This is a genomic window from Persicobacter diffluens (genome assembly GCF_036244895.1).
In the GTDB taxonomy this organism is placed as follows: domain Bacteria; phylum Bacteroidota; class Bacteroidia; order Cytophagales; family Cyclobacteriaceae; genus Persicobacter; species Persicobacter diffluens.
This window is the reverse complement of the sequence record NZ_BQKE01000003.1, coordinates 304,331-318,420: the sequence shown is the minus strand read 5'-3', so window position 1 is coordinate 318,420 and position 14,090 is coordinate 304,331. Positions and strand designations below refer to the sequence as shown.

The following is a 14,090-nucleotide window of genomic DNA, read 5'->3' as shown; positions in this document are numbered from 1 at the left end:
GGATTTTTCCCCAAGGGATAAAAAAATGGTGACCCGCTGTTGTGGATTGCCATTTTAGAGTATTCTGTGATGCTGTATATTCAAATTTGTTCGTAGGGCAAGACTTCGAACTAAGGGAAACACGGGTATTGCTAAAACCAAATGGGAGTATTCGTGAACTCAGTTGTTTCGCGGCACAGCATTATTACTAAACTCCCAGGTTTGGTGTGCAAAGACTAACGACCAGTGGATATTGGAAGCTTCCCGTTTAAACAGATATTTTCAGAAAGTCTAAAACGCACAAGCTACTTCTTTTCCATCAAAAGCAATGCCCATACACATCACCTTCGTATGGCCATGTGTATAGATCTCGTTGAGATATTCTTTTTCGTGAATCTGTGCTAATGCTTCCTGTGCCAATTCCTCCAAAGTTCCTTTATCATCCGCATCTTTCTGCTTAAACTCCAGCACCCAGCCCTTAGGGTTATCGCGGTCTTTGGGATAAATAATCAGGTCTGCGCGACCATAACCGGACTCCCGGTTGGATCGAATATGATATTCCCTACTGAGATGTGCTAGCAATCCGAGCATAAAAGCATGGTAGATTTTTTCAGGAACGGATCGGCGCTTTCCGATATCAAAAAAGCTAAAGGAAGTTTTTAAATATTCGCTGAGTGCATTGGCAAAAGTCTGCTGTCTTTGTTCCAGCAGGGAAGTCAGCAATTCATTCTGCCCAACGGTCTGTGAGGCATTCAAATAACGTTTCAACAAGCGCTTATAAGCCGTCTGCACCTCCGCATTGGGGATGCGAATGTTATATTCCAGGGTCTCCCCACTGTGCGGTAAATGGCTGGCGGTCAGATAACCGCTAAAGAGCAACAAGCCCAATACGGTCTCCGCCTCGGCTTGTTCCAAATCCTGAAAGATGGTATGATCCGCAATGGTAGCCTTGACGCTTTTCCCCTCGGTCAGATCAAAAAGCAGTTCTTGTGCTTTGGCGTTAACTTTCGGTAAAATTTCTTTGATCAATCCGTCGGAGGAGGTGTTGACCCAATAGGGGCGAAGTCCTGTTTCATGACGAGAGACAAAATTAAGGATTGACCAGGGGTTGTAAATTTTCTCTAACCGTCCGAAGGTGTATCCATTGTACCAATCCGCCACATTTTGACGGTCGGCACTATAACCTGCATCGTTCAATAACTGGTCAACCTCTGGTTGTGTGAGCCCGAATTTATCCGCAAACTCATAATCCAGAATGGAATAAGTCGCCAGATTATTCAATCCCGAAAATATATCTTCCTTGGCCACACGCAAAATGCCGGTGATGACTCCCTTGGTGATGAGATCTTTGTCTTTAAAACCGGCAGAGAGGAAATTCCGCATAAAACTCACCATTTCCGACAAATAGCCATGTTCGTGAGCCGCATGAATGGGCGCGTCGTATTCATCAATCAGGAGGATGGGGGCAAGGCCGTGGTGCTTTTTGAGGGTCTCAGCTAATTGACGTAGAAAAAGCTGGCATTTACCTTTACTGGCCTCTTCCATCAATATTTTATGGAGGTATATCTTATCCAGTTCATCAATTTTTGAAGACGACAGTAAATATTTGAAATTTTCATTCACATATTTGGACATCAAGAGCTTAAAACTTTCGAAGGCATCTTCAAAAGTTGGCTCCTTCAAATCCTTAAAGGTCAGAAAAATCACCGGATACTTCCCCTGATGCTGCCATTCCTCCGACTGCTCAATGGCCAAACCGGAAAACAAAGGGCGATACTCCTTTGCATGATCGATATCGAAAAAATAGCTTAGCATACTCATGTTCAGTGTCTTCCCGAAACGACGAGGACGTGGTAACAACAAAGTCTGCGCATGATTATGCATCAGCTCTTCGATGAAGAGCGACTTGTCGATGTAATAGGCATCTTCCTTGCGTATTTGTCGGAAATCGGATTGGCCGATGGGAAGTCTTTTCATGCTTCTTGCTTTATATGGCAATTTAAGCATTTTTCCCCAAGGGATGAAAAGATGGTGACCCGCTGTTGTTGATCACCATTTTGAGGGTTTGAATTTATTTTTGTTGGATTTGTTCGAAGCTTCCCGTTTCAAACGGAGATTTTCAGAAAGTCTAAAACGCACAAGCCACTTCCTTCCCGTCAAAGGCAATGCCCATGCACATCACCTCCGTATGGCCATGAGCATGAATCTCGTTAAGGTATTCTTTTTCGTGAATCTGTGCTAAAGCTTCCTGCGCCAATTTTTCCAGAGTACCCTTATCGTCAGCATCTTTCTGCTTAAATTCCAGGACCCAACCTTTGGGGTTATCACGGTCTTTTGGATAGATAATCAGGTCTGCACGACCATAGCCGGACTCCCGGTTCGATCGAATATGATATTCCCGGCTGAGGTGTGCTAGCAATCCGAGCATAAAAGCATGGTAGATTTTTTCAGGAACGGATCGGCGCTTTCCGATATCAAAAAAGCTAAAGGAAGTTTTCAAATATTCACTTAAGGCATTAGCAAAAGTCTGTTGTCTTTGTTCAAGCAGGGAAGTCAGCAATTCATTCTGCCCAACGGTCTCCGAGGCATTCAAATAACGTTTCAATAAGCGTTTATAAGCCGTCTGCACCTCCGCATTGGGGATGCGAATGTTATATTCCAGGGTCTCTCCACTATGCGGTAAATGGCTGGCGGTAAGATAACCGCTAAAAAGCAATAAGCCTAACACCGTCTCCGCCTCGGCCTGTTCCAAATCCTGAAAGATGGTATGATCCGCAATGGTAGCCTTGACGCTTTTCCCCTCGGTCAGATCAAAAAGCAGTTCCTGGGCTTTGGCGTTGACTTTGGGTAAAATTTCCTTGATTAATCCGTCAGAGGAGGTATTGACCCAATGTGCTTTTAGACCTTCTTTTTGGTTGGATACGTAGTTCAGGATCGACCATGGATTGTATATCTTTTCCACCTGCCCGAAGGTGTAGCCGTTGTACCATTCGGCAATTTTTTGTTGATCCTCTGCACAGCCGGCATCTTCCAAAAGCTGATCTACCTCCGGTTGCGTCAGACCGAACTTATCCGAAAATGGATAATTAAGCACCGTGTAGGTCGCCAGATTATTCAATCCGGAAAAGATATCTTCTTTTGCCACACGCAAAATACCCGTGATCACTCCCTTGGTGATGAGATCCTTGTCCTTGAAACCCGCTGAAAGGAAATTCCGCATGAAACCCACCATTTCCGATAAATAGCCATGTTCGTAAGCGGCATGGATAGGGGCGTCGTATTCATCTATCAGCAGGATAGGTGCAATGCCGTGGTGTTTTCCTAACATCTTGCTCACCTCCCTTAAATAATCTTCCAGGTCAAAAATATCCACCTCTCCCTTTCGGAAGTTCATCAGGTATTCCTTATCTAAATCATCCAGCTGATTGGAAGTAAATAAATAGCTGTATTTTCTGCTAACATCTCTTCGAAACTCTTTGAGCAGCTTTGAAATGGCCTGCTCAAAAGTGGCCATCTTCAAGTCCTTAAACGTCAAAAAAATCACCGGATACTTCCCCTGATGTTGCCATTCCTCTGACTGCTCAATGGCCAGGCCGGAAAACAAAGGCCGGTACTCCTCCGCATGGTCAATATCGAAAAAATAGCTCAGCATACTCATGTTCAGCGTTTTCCCGAAACGGCGTGGGCGGGGCAACAACAAAGTCTGCGCATGATTATGCATCAGCTCTTCGATGAAGAGCGATTTGTCGATGTAGTAGGCATCTTCGTTGCGGATTTGGCGGAAATCGGATTGGCCGATGGGAAGTCTTTTCATGCTTCTTGCTTTATATGGCAATTTAAGCATTTTTCCCCAAGGGATGAAAAGATGGTGACCCGCTGTTGTTGATCACCATTTTGAGGGTTTGAATTTATTTTTGTTGGATTTGTTCGAAGCTTCCCGTTTCAAACGGAGATTTTCAGAAAGTCTAAAACGCACAAGCCACTTCCTTCCCGTCAAAGGCAATGCCCAAGCACATCACCTCCGTATGGCCATGAGCATGAATCTCGTTAAGGTATTCTTTTTCGTGAATCTGTGCTAAAGCTTCCTGCGCCAATTCTTCCAGAGTACCCTTATCGTCAGCATCTTTCTGCTTAAATTCCAGGACCCAACCTTTGGGGTTATCACGGTCTTTTGGATAGATAATCAGGTCTGCACGACCATAGCCGGACTCCCGGTTCGATCGAATATGATATTCCCGGCTGAGGTGTGCTAGCAATCCGAGCATAAAAGCATGGTAGATTTTTTCAGGAACGGATCGGCGCTTTCCGATATCAAAAAAGCTAAAGGAAGTTTTCAAATATTCACTTAAGGCATTAGCAAAAGTCTGTTGTCTTTGTTCAAGCAGGGAAGTCAGCAATTCATTCTGCCCAACGGTCTCCGAGGCATCCTCCTTGCGTATTTGTCGGAAATCGGACTGGCCGATGGGAAGTCTTTTCATGCTTCTTACTTTATATGGCAGGTTAAGGATTTTTCCCCAAGGGAAAAAAAAATGGTGACCCGCTGTTGTGGATTGCCATTTTAGAGTATTCTGTGATGCTGTATATTTAAATTTGTTCGTAGGGTAAGACTTCGAACTAAGGGGAAACACGGGTATTGCTAAAACCAAATGGGAGTATTCGTGAACTCAGTTGTTTCGCGGCACAGCATTATTACTAAACTTCCAGTTTTGATGTGAAAAGACTAACGATCAATAGATATTCAAAGCTTCCCGTTTAAACAGGGATTTTCAGAAAGTCTAAAACGCACAAGCTACTTCTTTTCCATCAAAAGCAATGCCCATACACATCACCTTCATATGGCCATGAGCATGGATCTCTTTGAGATATTCTTTTTCGTGAATCTGTGCTAATGCCTCCTGCGCCAATTCTTCTAAAGTACCTTTATCGTCCGCATCTTTCTGCTTAAACTCCAATACCCAACCTTTTGGATTATCGCGGTCTTTGGGATAAATAATCAGGTCTGCACGACCATAACCTGACTCCCGGTTGGATCGAATATGATATTCCCTACTGAGATGTGCTAGCAATCCGAGCATAAAAGCATGGTAGATTTTTTCAGGAACGGATCGACGCTTTCCGATATCAAAAAAGCTAAAAGATGTTTTCAAATATTCACTTAAGGCATTCGCAAAAGTTTGTTGCCTTTGTTCCAACAAGGCAGTCAGCAACTCATTTTGCCCTACGGTCTCCGAGGCATTCAAATAACGTTTCAACAACCGCTTATAAGCCGTCTGCACTTCCGAATTGGGGATGCGAATGTTATATTCCAGGGTCTCACCACTATGCGGTAAATGGCTGGCGGTAAGATAACCGCTAAAAAGCAATAAGCCCAATACCGTCTCCGCCTCGGCCTGTTCCAAATCCTGAAAGATGGTATGATCCGCAATGGTAGCCTTGACGCTTTTCCCCTCGGTCAGATCAAAAAGCAGTTCCTGGGCTTTGGCGTTGACTTTCGGTAAAATTTCCTTGATTAATCCGTCAGAGGAGGTGTTGACCCAATGTGCTTTTAGTCCCTCCTTTTGGTTGGATACGTAATTCAGGATCGACCATGGATTGTAAATCTTTTCCACCTGCCCGAAGGTGTAGCCGTTGTACCATTCGGCAATTTTTTGTCGATCCTCTGCACAACCGGCATCTTCCAAAAGCTGATCAACCTCCGATTGCGTTAGACCGAACTTATCCGAAAATGGATAATTAAGCACCGTGTAGGTCGCCAGATTATTCAATCCCGAAAATATATCTTCCTTGGCCACACGCAAAATGCCGGTGATCACTCCCTTGGTGATGAGATCTTTGTCTTTAAAACCAGCAGAAAGGAAATTCCGCATAAAACTCACCATTTCCGACAAATAGCCATGTTCGTGAGCCGCATGAATGGGCGCGTCGTATTCATCAATCAGGAGGATGGGGGCGATGCCATGCTGTTTTTTGAGTACTTTAGGCATTCTGCGGAGATATTCTTCCAAATCCGAATGATCCGCTTCATTCTCCACAATGCGATCTAAATAGCGCTTTTCACTTCTCAAAAAATGATCATTATCCAAAAGGTATCCGAAACGCTCTTCCGTATATTCCTGAAGCATTTTTTGAAACTTGATGATGAAATCAGCAAAAGTCTCATGCTTCAAATCCTTAAAGGTCAAAAAAATCACCGGATACTTCCCCTGATGCTGCCATTCCTCAGACTGCTCAATGGCCAGGCCGGAAAACAATCCACGATATTCCTCTGCATGATCGATATCGAAAAAATAGCTTAGCATACTCATGTTCAGCGTCTTCCCGAAACGGCGTGGACGCGGCAACAACAAAGTCTGCGCATGATTATGCATCAGCTCTTCGATGAAGAGCGATTTGTCGATGTAGTAGGCATCTTCGTTGCGGATTTGGCGGAAATCGGACTGGCCGATAGGAAGTCTTTTCATGCTAATGCTTTATACGGCAATTTAAGCATTTTTCCCTAAGGGATAAAAAAATGGTGACCCGCTGTTGTGGATCACCATTTTGGATGTTTGAATTTTTTTGTTGGATTTGTTCGAAGCGAGACGCTTCGAACAGAGGGGAGACTAACAACAAGAATAATTTAATATTCAATTATATCTCTAAAATCGAATTTCCGTCGAAAATCTGGGCTTTTCCCAACTCCTTTGGTATAATTTTTATTACCAATTTTATAATAAAAATCTCTATTTAAAACACCTGCATAGTTTAAGTATAACACTTTTCCATTCTTATTCAAAAATATTAATTGCCCCCAATAAAGATAACTTCGGGGAATAGGGATCCTTTCAAATTTTCGTCTCGAATATTTTAATTTCTCTGACAATACATTTATATCAATTTCTGATATTTCCCCATACAACTAGACATTTATTGATTTGGGGCAAATTTTCCGATCATGACTCAAGAAGTGATTCAGGATATACTCGCCCCAATTTTCTATTCTGTAACCAGCTTCTGCGATGCATTCGACTCCTTTTCGAAAAACGGAAATGGATCTGTACCTTTTACCATTGGCATAAGTTTTCAGACGAACATTTTTGTACTTTTTTAATCCATGAGCTATGGATACCGAATATGCAAAAACGACAATAGCCATCATTAACCGGCATCTATCTGCTCCCTGAACATTCATTTTTTCAAGGTCAAAACCATTGGTCTTCAAATGTCTGAAACATGTCTCAATTTGCCATCGCTTCCGATAGTCCTCAGCCACTTTATATGCGTTTTTAGACAGGTTTGTCAAAAGGAAAATCACAGGTTCCTTTTCCGCATCTTCACTTTTCTTGATGACCATCCGGCAATTGTCTCCAGCTTCAAACTTCATTTTAGCGGACATCGTTTTACCTTTCACCTTACTATTGGTGACTTTTGAAATCATTTGCGCTTTCGTCATAGATTTTTCATTCCACTGAGTCTTAAAGTTGCATTCTTTTACCCGAAGCACATATTTAAAGCCGTTATCTTCAAGGTATTTGATGAATTTCTGTCCTGCATATTCACGATCAGCCAAGAGAATTTTACCTTCAAGATTGAATAACTTTGACGCCTCTTCAAGCAACTGAATTCTTTCTTCCTGATTACTGATGCCCTTCTTTTCCAGATTCATGAAATAGATCGGCACCGCTACTCCATTATACAAAATGGCCAAGGTCATGAAATGAAAAGTACGATCCCCTTGCGTCCAGCTGGTGCCATCGACCATCAAAAAATCCCCACCTTTGTGCATATGCATGGCGGATAATTGCAATAGATCACTCCATAAATTGGTGTCAGAATATTCCGTAAATATGCGGGTTAAGCGTTTGTAATGGCCAGAGGCGGAAGTACGCTGATTATCTAAAATGCTACCGATGGAATCTTTCACTTTATTAAGACAAACGGTTCCTTTTCGGATGATGCCTAAACTTAGGGCGAGTACATTTTTCCAGCAAGCTTTACCCCATTTTGGAAATTCTTGCGTAAGTTTGCTGTGAAGCGAATTGAACATAGATCTTTGTTGGTGTGGGAACCCAAAGTTACTATTGTTGATTCGCTTTTTACGTTTTTAGGCAAAAATGTCTAGCTGTATGACCATTCACCTTATATTTATAAGTTACTAAGTAATGTTTATAATATGAATTGTTTAATAAAATAGCTTCAGCACATCTAAATTCATGATTTTCATATTTTTTCTTTTCAGATTCATGATAATAATATGAAAACAACCATAACAATATTGCCACTAATAAATAAAGGGCATTCGATATTTTTTCCTTTAAAACCATGCTTTGAAAAAATCTGTTCCGTACTTCAATTTTAGACCATCAATACCTGTTTGAGCCACCGCACCATAGAGACCTTTTTCTGTTGGATTTTTAAAGGCCAACCCATCTTTTCCAGTAAGATCAACAAATTGACCTACAGTATTCTTAGCAAAATTCGCATAAACCGAACTTCCTGGCACCTTATTTAACGCCAAATCAAAATAATCAATTCCATCAAATCCTTTTTTCCAATCACCTTGATTGGTTATGGTATTTTTCGCAAAATGAATTCCATAACCAACCCAACAAGCTGGTCCGGAAATTAGAGTTATTGCAAATCCGGCCGTCATTTTAGTCGCGCCATGATCTAAAAATTCTGATTGACCTGAATGAACTGCATCTATCATTGCACTTTTTTGATCTTCTAATACTTCGAGTTTAGTGGGAGTGATTACAATTTCTTCCAAACCTATTGCATCAAAATCATAGCCAAGCCCCGAAATGAAACCTAAAGACTCCCAACCTTTAATTTCACCGGAAACTCCAAGAAACCACTTTTCTTCATTTGTCGTCAAATTTCTATACCATTCATTCCCATCCGGATCCACCCCATTCACCGGATTATTCCCCATCCCCACATAACCACTCGCATACTGCCTTGCCGGATCCACGGAAATCCATCGGCCAATCACCGGATCGTACAGGCGTGCTTCGAAGACGTTGTAACCGCTTTCTTCGGTTTCGTCATCAGCGAAGTCGCCCTGGTAGCCATAGCGGTAATTGGCGTTGATATAGCGGTTTTGGCGGAGACCGAAGGGGGAATCGCAAAGGGTTTGATTTACTGGAAAAACAGCCTTATTGCTCAATTTTGACAAAAAATATTATCCGACAAACACTTAATAGTTCTTCAATATACGTGCTTATTGAACTTAATTAGTTAGCCAAAATTAAAAATGGGATGAGAGAAAGATTACTACTTAAGTCTCAGGTTCCTTAAAACGCACAAGCCACTTCTTTCCCGTAAAAGGTAATCTCCATGCACATGATTTCGGTTATGCCTAGGTCATTTAATTCTTCCACATACTGCTACGCATGATTATGCATCAGCTCTTCGATGAAGAGCGATTTGTCGATGTAGTAGCCATCCTCCTTGCGGATTTGTCGGAAATCGGACTGGCCGATGGGAAGTCTTTTCATACTCATGCTTTATACGGCAATTTAAGCATTTTTCCCCAAGGGATAAAAAAATGGTGACCCGCTGTTGTGGATCACCATTTTCAGGGTTTGAATTTTTTTGTTAGAGGGGTAATTACCGCGCAGTAATTTTACTAACCTATGGAGTTAGCGCATAAGCCCTAAGGATCGGAGGGTTGTTCAATATTTAGTTCCTTATTATATATTGGAATCCCTTTTGAATTACTATTTGATTTATGTTTCAACGTTTTTGATATAAACACCACTTTATCATAGAAAAAGTAGGATTTAAAATAGTCCACGGGTCTCAACTTTGAAATATCTAATTTATTGTCTCTTAGAATAAAAGCAATAGTTGGACATTTTTCTGAATATACAATTCTTACATGCTCGCCAATTTCAAATTTTTTTGCAGGAATCCCAGTGGAATAGTAGCTTCCATTTACTCTGTACATAACTCCTAATTTTCTGTTATGAAAAATATAAGTAACTCCAGCAGTCTCGGAAATTGGATAATTGTTTATCACATAAAATACATTGAAAATATTATAAAATATATATGTGAAGAATAATATTAAGAATATCTTTCCCTTATTCATTATCACTCTGATTTAATTTCATTATCAATTACCCCATTGATTAAGCCATTTACAATTGAGCTCCCGCCGTCAAATACCGTTTCTTCTATTTTACCAATATTGGTGGGTTTTAAATTTGCAGGTATCAGGGTAAATGCGCCACCTACAGCAAGTTTTGTAAATGAGTTTGCATTAAATTGTATGATTTCAGTGTCAGAATCCAGCATACTATTTCCCGAAACGGTAACAAAAGACCCAATAATCCAACCATAACCCAGTTTTCCTAATTTAGACTGATAAGATCCCGGTATTGCAGAAGCCAAATTAATATTCATCATTGCTTCATAAGCGTCTCCACCCGAAAATATCATTTGACAGGCAAAATCTGCGGATAAGGTTATTGCCGTTTCTTTTGTTAGTAAGAGCCCAATTCCTTTTCTCGCCAAACCCGAAAATGGGGCTCCTAAGGCAAATTGCACACCTGGGGCAAAATCTGCTCTCCCTGAAGCCAAAGGCAAATGCTTTGGATGCGTTGAAACTGCAATAAAAGCGGGCTCTTTTCCGAAAGCGCCGTAATTTACTTCACTAAATTTTGAAACCTTAATATCAAAATCATCATCTGTTCTTAAATGAGCTACCATTTTACCATCATCAAACCAGTACCAGTCTCTCCCATCCGGATCCACCCCATTTACCGGATTATTCCCCATCCCCACATAACCACTCGCAAACTGCCTTGCCGGATCCACGGAAATCCATCGGCCAATCACCGGATCGTACAGGCGTGCTTCGAAGACATTATAGCCACTTTCTTCGGTTTCGTCCTCAGCGAAGTCGCCCTGGTAGCCGTAGCGGTAATTGGCGTTGATATAGCGGTTTTGGCGGAGTCCGAAGGGGTAATAGTCGGAATAGCCGAGGGCAATCAGGCCTTTGTCATTATTGCTTCGTTTCACCACGGAGCGCACATTACCCAAATGATCTTTGAGCTCATACTGGTTGTCGCGTAAAATGGATCCATCGGCCAGCGTTTCCACATATTGGGTACCCAGGCGGTTGGCGCCATAAAGCGGAATTTCCACTAATTCTAGGGCTGCAGTGGCTTTATCTGCAAACAATGCCGCTTCGGAGAGTAGGTTGTTTTTCGCATATATGGCCAATACCTTCCCACTGGCATCACGGGTATAGTAAGTTACATTGGCTTCCTCTTCCTCATTGCGCATATTCGGATGATAACTCACCTTTTTGCTTCTATGCCCCAGTGTATTGTAATAGTATCGGAAAAGCACATGATCCGCTCCATCCTTTATCTCGGTGACCAGACCGGCGGTATTGTAGGATAATTTGGTTACCCGTCCCCCATTATTCATTTGGGTCAGCTGTCCAATGGCATCATACTCATATTCCGCATAGGTTTTGCCATCCGCCAATACTTTCACCAATTGGTTCGGGTGCTCTTCATCGTACTCATAAACCAGTCGATGTTTATAGATGAAATCCGATTGCCCCTTGGTTTTAATGGTATCGGAAAGCATATTCCCTTTTTCATCATAGCGGCTCAGTTGTTGGATATTCATATTTTCATCATAATCCAGATCTGTTACTTTCCAGTCATTGCCCTGATCAAGGAAATAATCCTGTTTGACATAGCCGAAAGTAGCCTCTTTCAATTGTCCCTGCTCATCATAAGCATATCGATAACCACTGGTAAGTGCCGGTATTACCGCCTGAGTTTTTGACTTGCCATTCTGATAAATCCTGGCCGAAAATGTTTTCCCTTCCTCGGCCTTAAAATGAAAACCTTCCCCGAGCGTAATGGAATTCATGGCGACAAACTCCCCGCCCTCTTCCGGAGCTTCGTTCATTTCCAAATCAATTTCATAGGGCAGGTCACAGCCCTCACAGTCCTGTTCCTCCCCATTTCTCCACAGGGAAGCGGCAATCTGACCATCATAATGACTCTCCACCCCTTTGGTAAAGACGAACTCCGTTCCTTTGGCATCATTATGATAATAGTCCAGCTGCATGGCAAACTCTTTTTTGTCCTCTACAAAATGAGGGTTATTGATCGCCTTCAGGCGACCATCTATGGTGTAAACATAGTCTAATATTTGCAAAGGGTCAAATACTAAATTGGTGACCTATTATTGTGTCTCTAAATTTTTGGGTAGCCCTAATTACTGTTTGTTGAATTTGTTCGAGACCGTTCTCCTCATAAAGAGATTTTTAAAAAGTCTAAAAAGCACAAGCCACTTCCTTCCCATCAAAAGCAATCCCCATGCACATGATTTCGGTTTTTCCATGACCGTTTAGTTCTGCCACATACTGCTGCGCATGAATTTGATCAAGTGCGGATTGCGCCAGCTCCTCCAAACTCTCTTCAACGTCAAGGTTCTTTTTCTTAAACTCTAATATCCATCCTTTGGGATTACGCTGGTCTTTGGGATAGATGATCAGATCAGCACGACCATAGCCCGATTCACGGTTCGACTTCACATGGTAGTACTGACTCAAATGCGCCATGGTGCCGAGCATAAAGGCATGGTAAATTTTTTCCGGTAAAAAGCCCTTCTTACCAATATCAAAAAAGCTGAAGGAATGGAGCATATAGCGTTTTAATGCATCCGCAAAAGTCTTGGGTTGTTGCTCAAGCAATGCATCCAATAGTTCGTTATTACTGACCTGCTCCGAGGCATTCAAATAACGTTTCAACAATCGCTTATAAGCCGTTTGCACCTCGGCATTGGGAATGCGAATGTTATATTCTAAAGTCTCTCCACTGTGCGGCAAATGGCTGGCAGTCAGGTAACCACTAAAGAGCAATAAACCCAATACCGTTTCTGCTTCTGCCTGTTCCAAATCCTGAAAGATGGTATGATCCGCAATGGTGGCTTTGACGCTTTTGCCTTCGGTCAGATCGAAGAGCAGTTCTTGTGCTTTGGCGTTAACTTTCGGTAAAATTTCCTTGATCAGCCCGTCGGAGGAGGTGTTGACCCAGTGTGTTTTTAGTCCTTCTTTTTGGTTAGATACGTAGTTCAGAATCGACCATGGATTGTAGATTTTTTCCACTTGCCCGAAGGTGTAGCCGTTGTACCATTCGGCAATTTTTTGTCGATCCTCTGCACAACCGGCATCTTCCAAAAGCTGATCAACCTCCGGTTGCGTCAGACCAAACTTATCCGAAAATGGATAATTGAGCACCGTGTAGGTCGCCAGATTATTCAATCCGGAAAAGATATCCTCCTTCGCCACACGCAATATACCCGTGATTACTCCTTTAGTGATAAGATCTTTATCTTTAAAGCCAGCCGAAAGGAAATTACGCATAAAGCCCACCATTTCTGATAGGTAGCCATGTTCGTAAGCGGCATGAATAGGGGCGTCGTATTCATCGATCAGCAGGATGGGGGCAATGCCGTGGTGTTTCCCTAACATCTTACTCACTTCCCTTAAATAATCTTCCAGGTCAAAAATATCCACCTCTCCCTTTCGGAAGTTAAGCAGGTATTCCTTATCTAAATCATCTAACTGATTGGAAGTAAATAAGTAGCTGTATTTTCTGCTAACATCTCTTCGAAACTCTTTGAGCAACTTAGTAATGGCCTGCTCAAAAGTGGGCATCTTCAAATCCTTAAACGTCAGAAAAATCACCGGATACTTCCCCTGATGCTGCCATTCCTCCGATTGTTCAATCGCCAAGCCGGAAAATAAAGGTCGGTACTCCTCTGCATGATCAATATCGAAAAAATAGCTCAGCATGCTCATGTTCAGGGTCTTTCCGAAACGGCGTGGACGTGGCAATAAAACCGCTTTGGTTTTATTCTTACGCAGTAACTCTTCGATGAAGAGGGTTTTATCTACATAATATGCATTTGCAGTAATAATTTCCCGAAAATCTGATACTCCGATGGCTAAGTCTTTCATGCTTTCCTTGATTTAATGCAAGTTAAGCATTTTTCCCCAAGGGATAAAAAAATGGTGACCCGCTGTTGTGGATCACCATTTTGGATGTTTTGAATTTTTTTGTTGGATTTATTCGAAGCGTGACGTTTTGAACGGA

10 protein-coding genes are annotated in these 14,090 nt (G+C 42.1%); all 10 read right to left on the bottom strand.

The genetic code is table 11. From position 1 onward, the window contains the following. Positions 1-270 precede the first annotated feature (270 nt). The 10 genes from AAA970_RS20770 to AAA970_RS20725 all read right to left on the bottom strand — a co-directional run bounded on the left by AAA970_RS20770 (position 271) and on the right by AAA970_RS20725 (position 13,954). Entirely contained in the window at positions 271-1,956 is a 1,686-nt protein-coding gene (locus tag AAA970_RS20770) for an AAA family ATPase (RefSeq protein ID WP_338238805.1), read from the bottom strand. Between the two features lie 151 nt (positions 1,957-2,107). Beyond that, a complete protein-coding gene (locus AAA970_RS20765; protein ID WP_338238804.1) occupies positions 2,108-3,793 on the bottom strand; it encodes an AAA family ATPase in 1,686 nt (561 codons plus the stop codon). Between the two features lie 151 nt (positions 3,794-3,944). Next, positions 3,945-4,457 carry a PD-(D/E)XK nuclease domain-containing protein gene (locus AAA970_RS20760; RefSeq protein ID WP_338238803.1) on the bottom strand — a complete coding sequence of 171 codons (513 nt, stop codon included), beginning with the start codon at positions 4,455-4,457 and terminating at the stop codon, positions 3,945-3,947. A 297-nt stretch (positions 4,458-4,754) separates the two neighbouring features. After that, on the bottom strand, positions 4,755-6,440 hold the full coding sequence (locus AAA970_RS20755) for an AAA family ATPase (RefSeq protein ID WP_338238802.1): 1,686 nt from the start codon (positions 6,438-6,440) through the stop codon (positions 4,755-4,757). A gap of 437 nt (positions 6,441-6,877) precedes the next feature. Next, positions 6,878-8,005: a transposase gene (locus AAA970_RS20750; RefSeq protein ID WP_338236619.1), complete on the bottom strand. Its 1,128-nt coding sequence runs from the start codon at positions 8,003-8,005 to the stop codon at positions 6,878-6,880. Positions 8,006-8,272: 267 nt separating this feature from the next. Next, positions 8,273-9,127, bottom strand: a complete 855-nt coding sequence (locus AAA970_RS20745; protein ID WP_338238801.1) for an RHS repeat-associated core domain-containing protein — start codon at positions 9,125-9,127, stop codon at positions 8,273-8,275. Between the two features lie 220 nt (positions 9,128-9,347). Continuing rightward, positions 9,348-9,458 carry an AAA family ATPase gene (locus AAA970_RS27845; protein WP_420916738.1) on the bottom strand — a complete coding sequence of 37 codons (111 nt, stop codon included), beginning with the start codon at positions 9,456-9,458 and terminating at the stop codon, positions 9,348-9,350. Positions 9,459-9,616: 158 nt separating this feature from the next. Beyond that, positions 9,617-10,054 (bottom strand): hypothetical protein, encoded by a 438-nt coding sequence (locus AAA970_RS20735; RefSeq protein WP_338238799.1) that lies wholly within the window; start codon positions 10,052-10,054, stop codon positions 9,617-9,619. Positions 10,055-10,056: 2 nt separating this feature from the next. After that, positions 10,057-12,147 (bottom strand): RHS repeat domain-containing protein, encoded by a 2,091-nt coding sequence (locus AAA970_RS20730; RefSeq protein WP_338238798.1) that lies wholly within the window; start codon positions 12,145-12,147, stop codon positions 10,057-10,059. Between the two features lie 118 nt (positions 12,148-12,265). Continuing rightward, complete coding sequence (locus tag AAA970_RS20725; protein ID WP_338238797.1) at positions 12,266-13,954, bottom strand: AAA family ATPase; 1,689 nt, start codon at positions 13,952-13,954, stop codon at positions 12,266-12,268. Positions 13,955-14,090 lie beyond the last annotated feature (136 nt).

Coding starts and splice junctions, on each gene's coding strand:
- AAA970_RS20770 (WP_338238805.1), bottom strand. CDS start 1,956: ATGAAAAGACTTCCCATCGGCCAATCCGATTTCCGACAAATACGCAAG.
- AAA970_RS20765 (WP_338238804.1), bottom strand. CDS start 3,793: ATGAAAAGACTTCCCATCGGCCAATCCGATTTCCGCCAAATCCGCAAC.
- AAA970_RS20760 (WP_338238803.1), bottom strand. CDS start 4,457: ATGAAAAGACTTCCCATCGGCCAGTCCGATTTCCGACAAATACGCAAG.
- AAA970_RS20755 (WP_338238802.1), bottom strand. CDS start 6,440: ATGAAAAGACTTCCTATCGGCCAGTCCGATTTCCGCCAAATCCGCAAC.
- AAA970_RS20750 (WP_338236619.1), bottom strand. CDS start 8,005: ATGTTCAATTCGCTTCACAGCAAACTTACGCAAGAATTTCCAAAATGG.
- AAA970_RS27845 (WP_420916738.1), bottom strand. CDS start 9,458: ATGAAAAGACTTCCCATCGGCCAGTCCGATTTCCGACAAATCCGCAAG.
- AAA970_RS20735 (WP_338238799.1), bottom strand. CDS start 10,054: ATGAATAAGGGAAAGATATTCTTAATATTATTCTTCACATATATATTT.
- AAA970_RS20725 (WP_338238797.1), bottom strand. CDS start 13,954: ATGAAAGACTTAGCCATCGGAGTATCAGATTTTCGGGAAATTATTACT.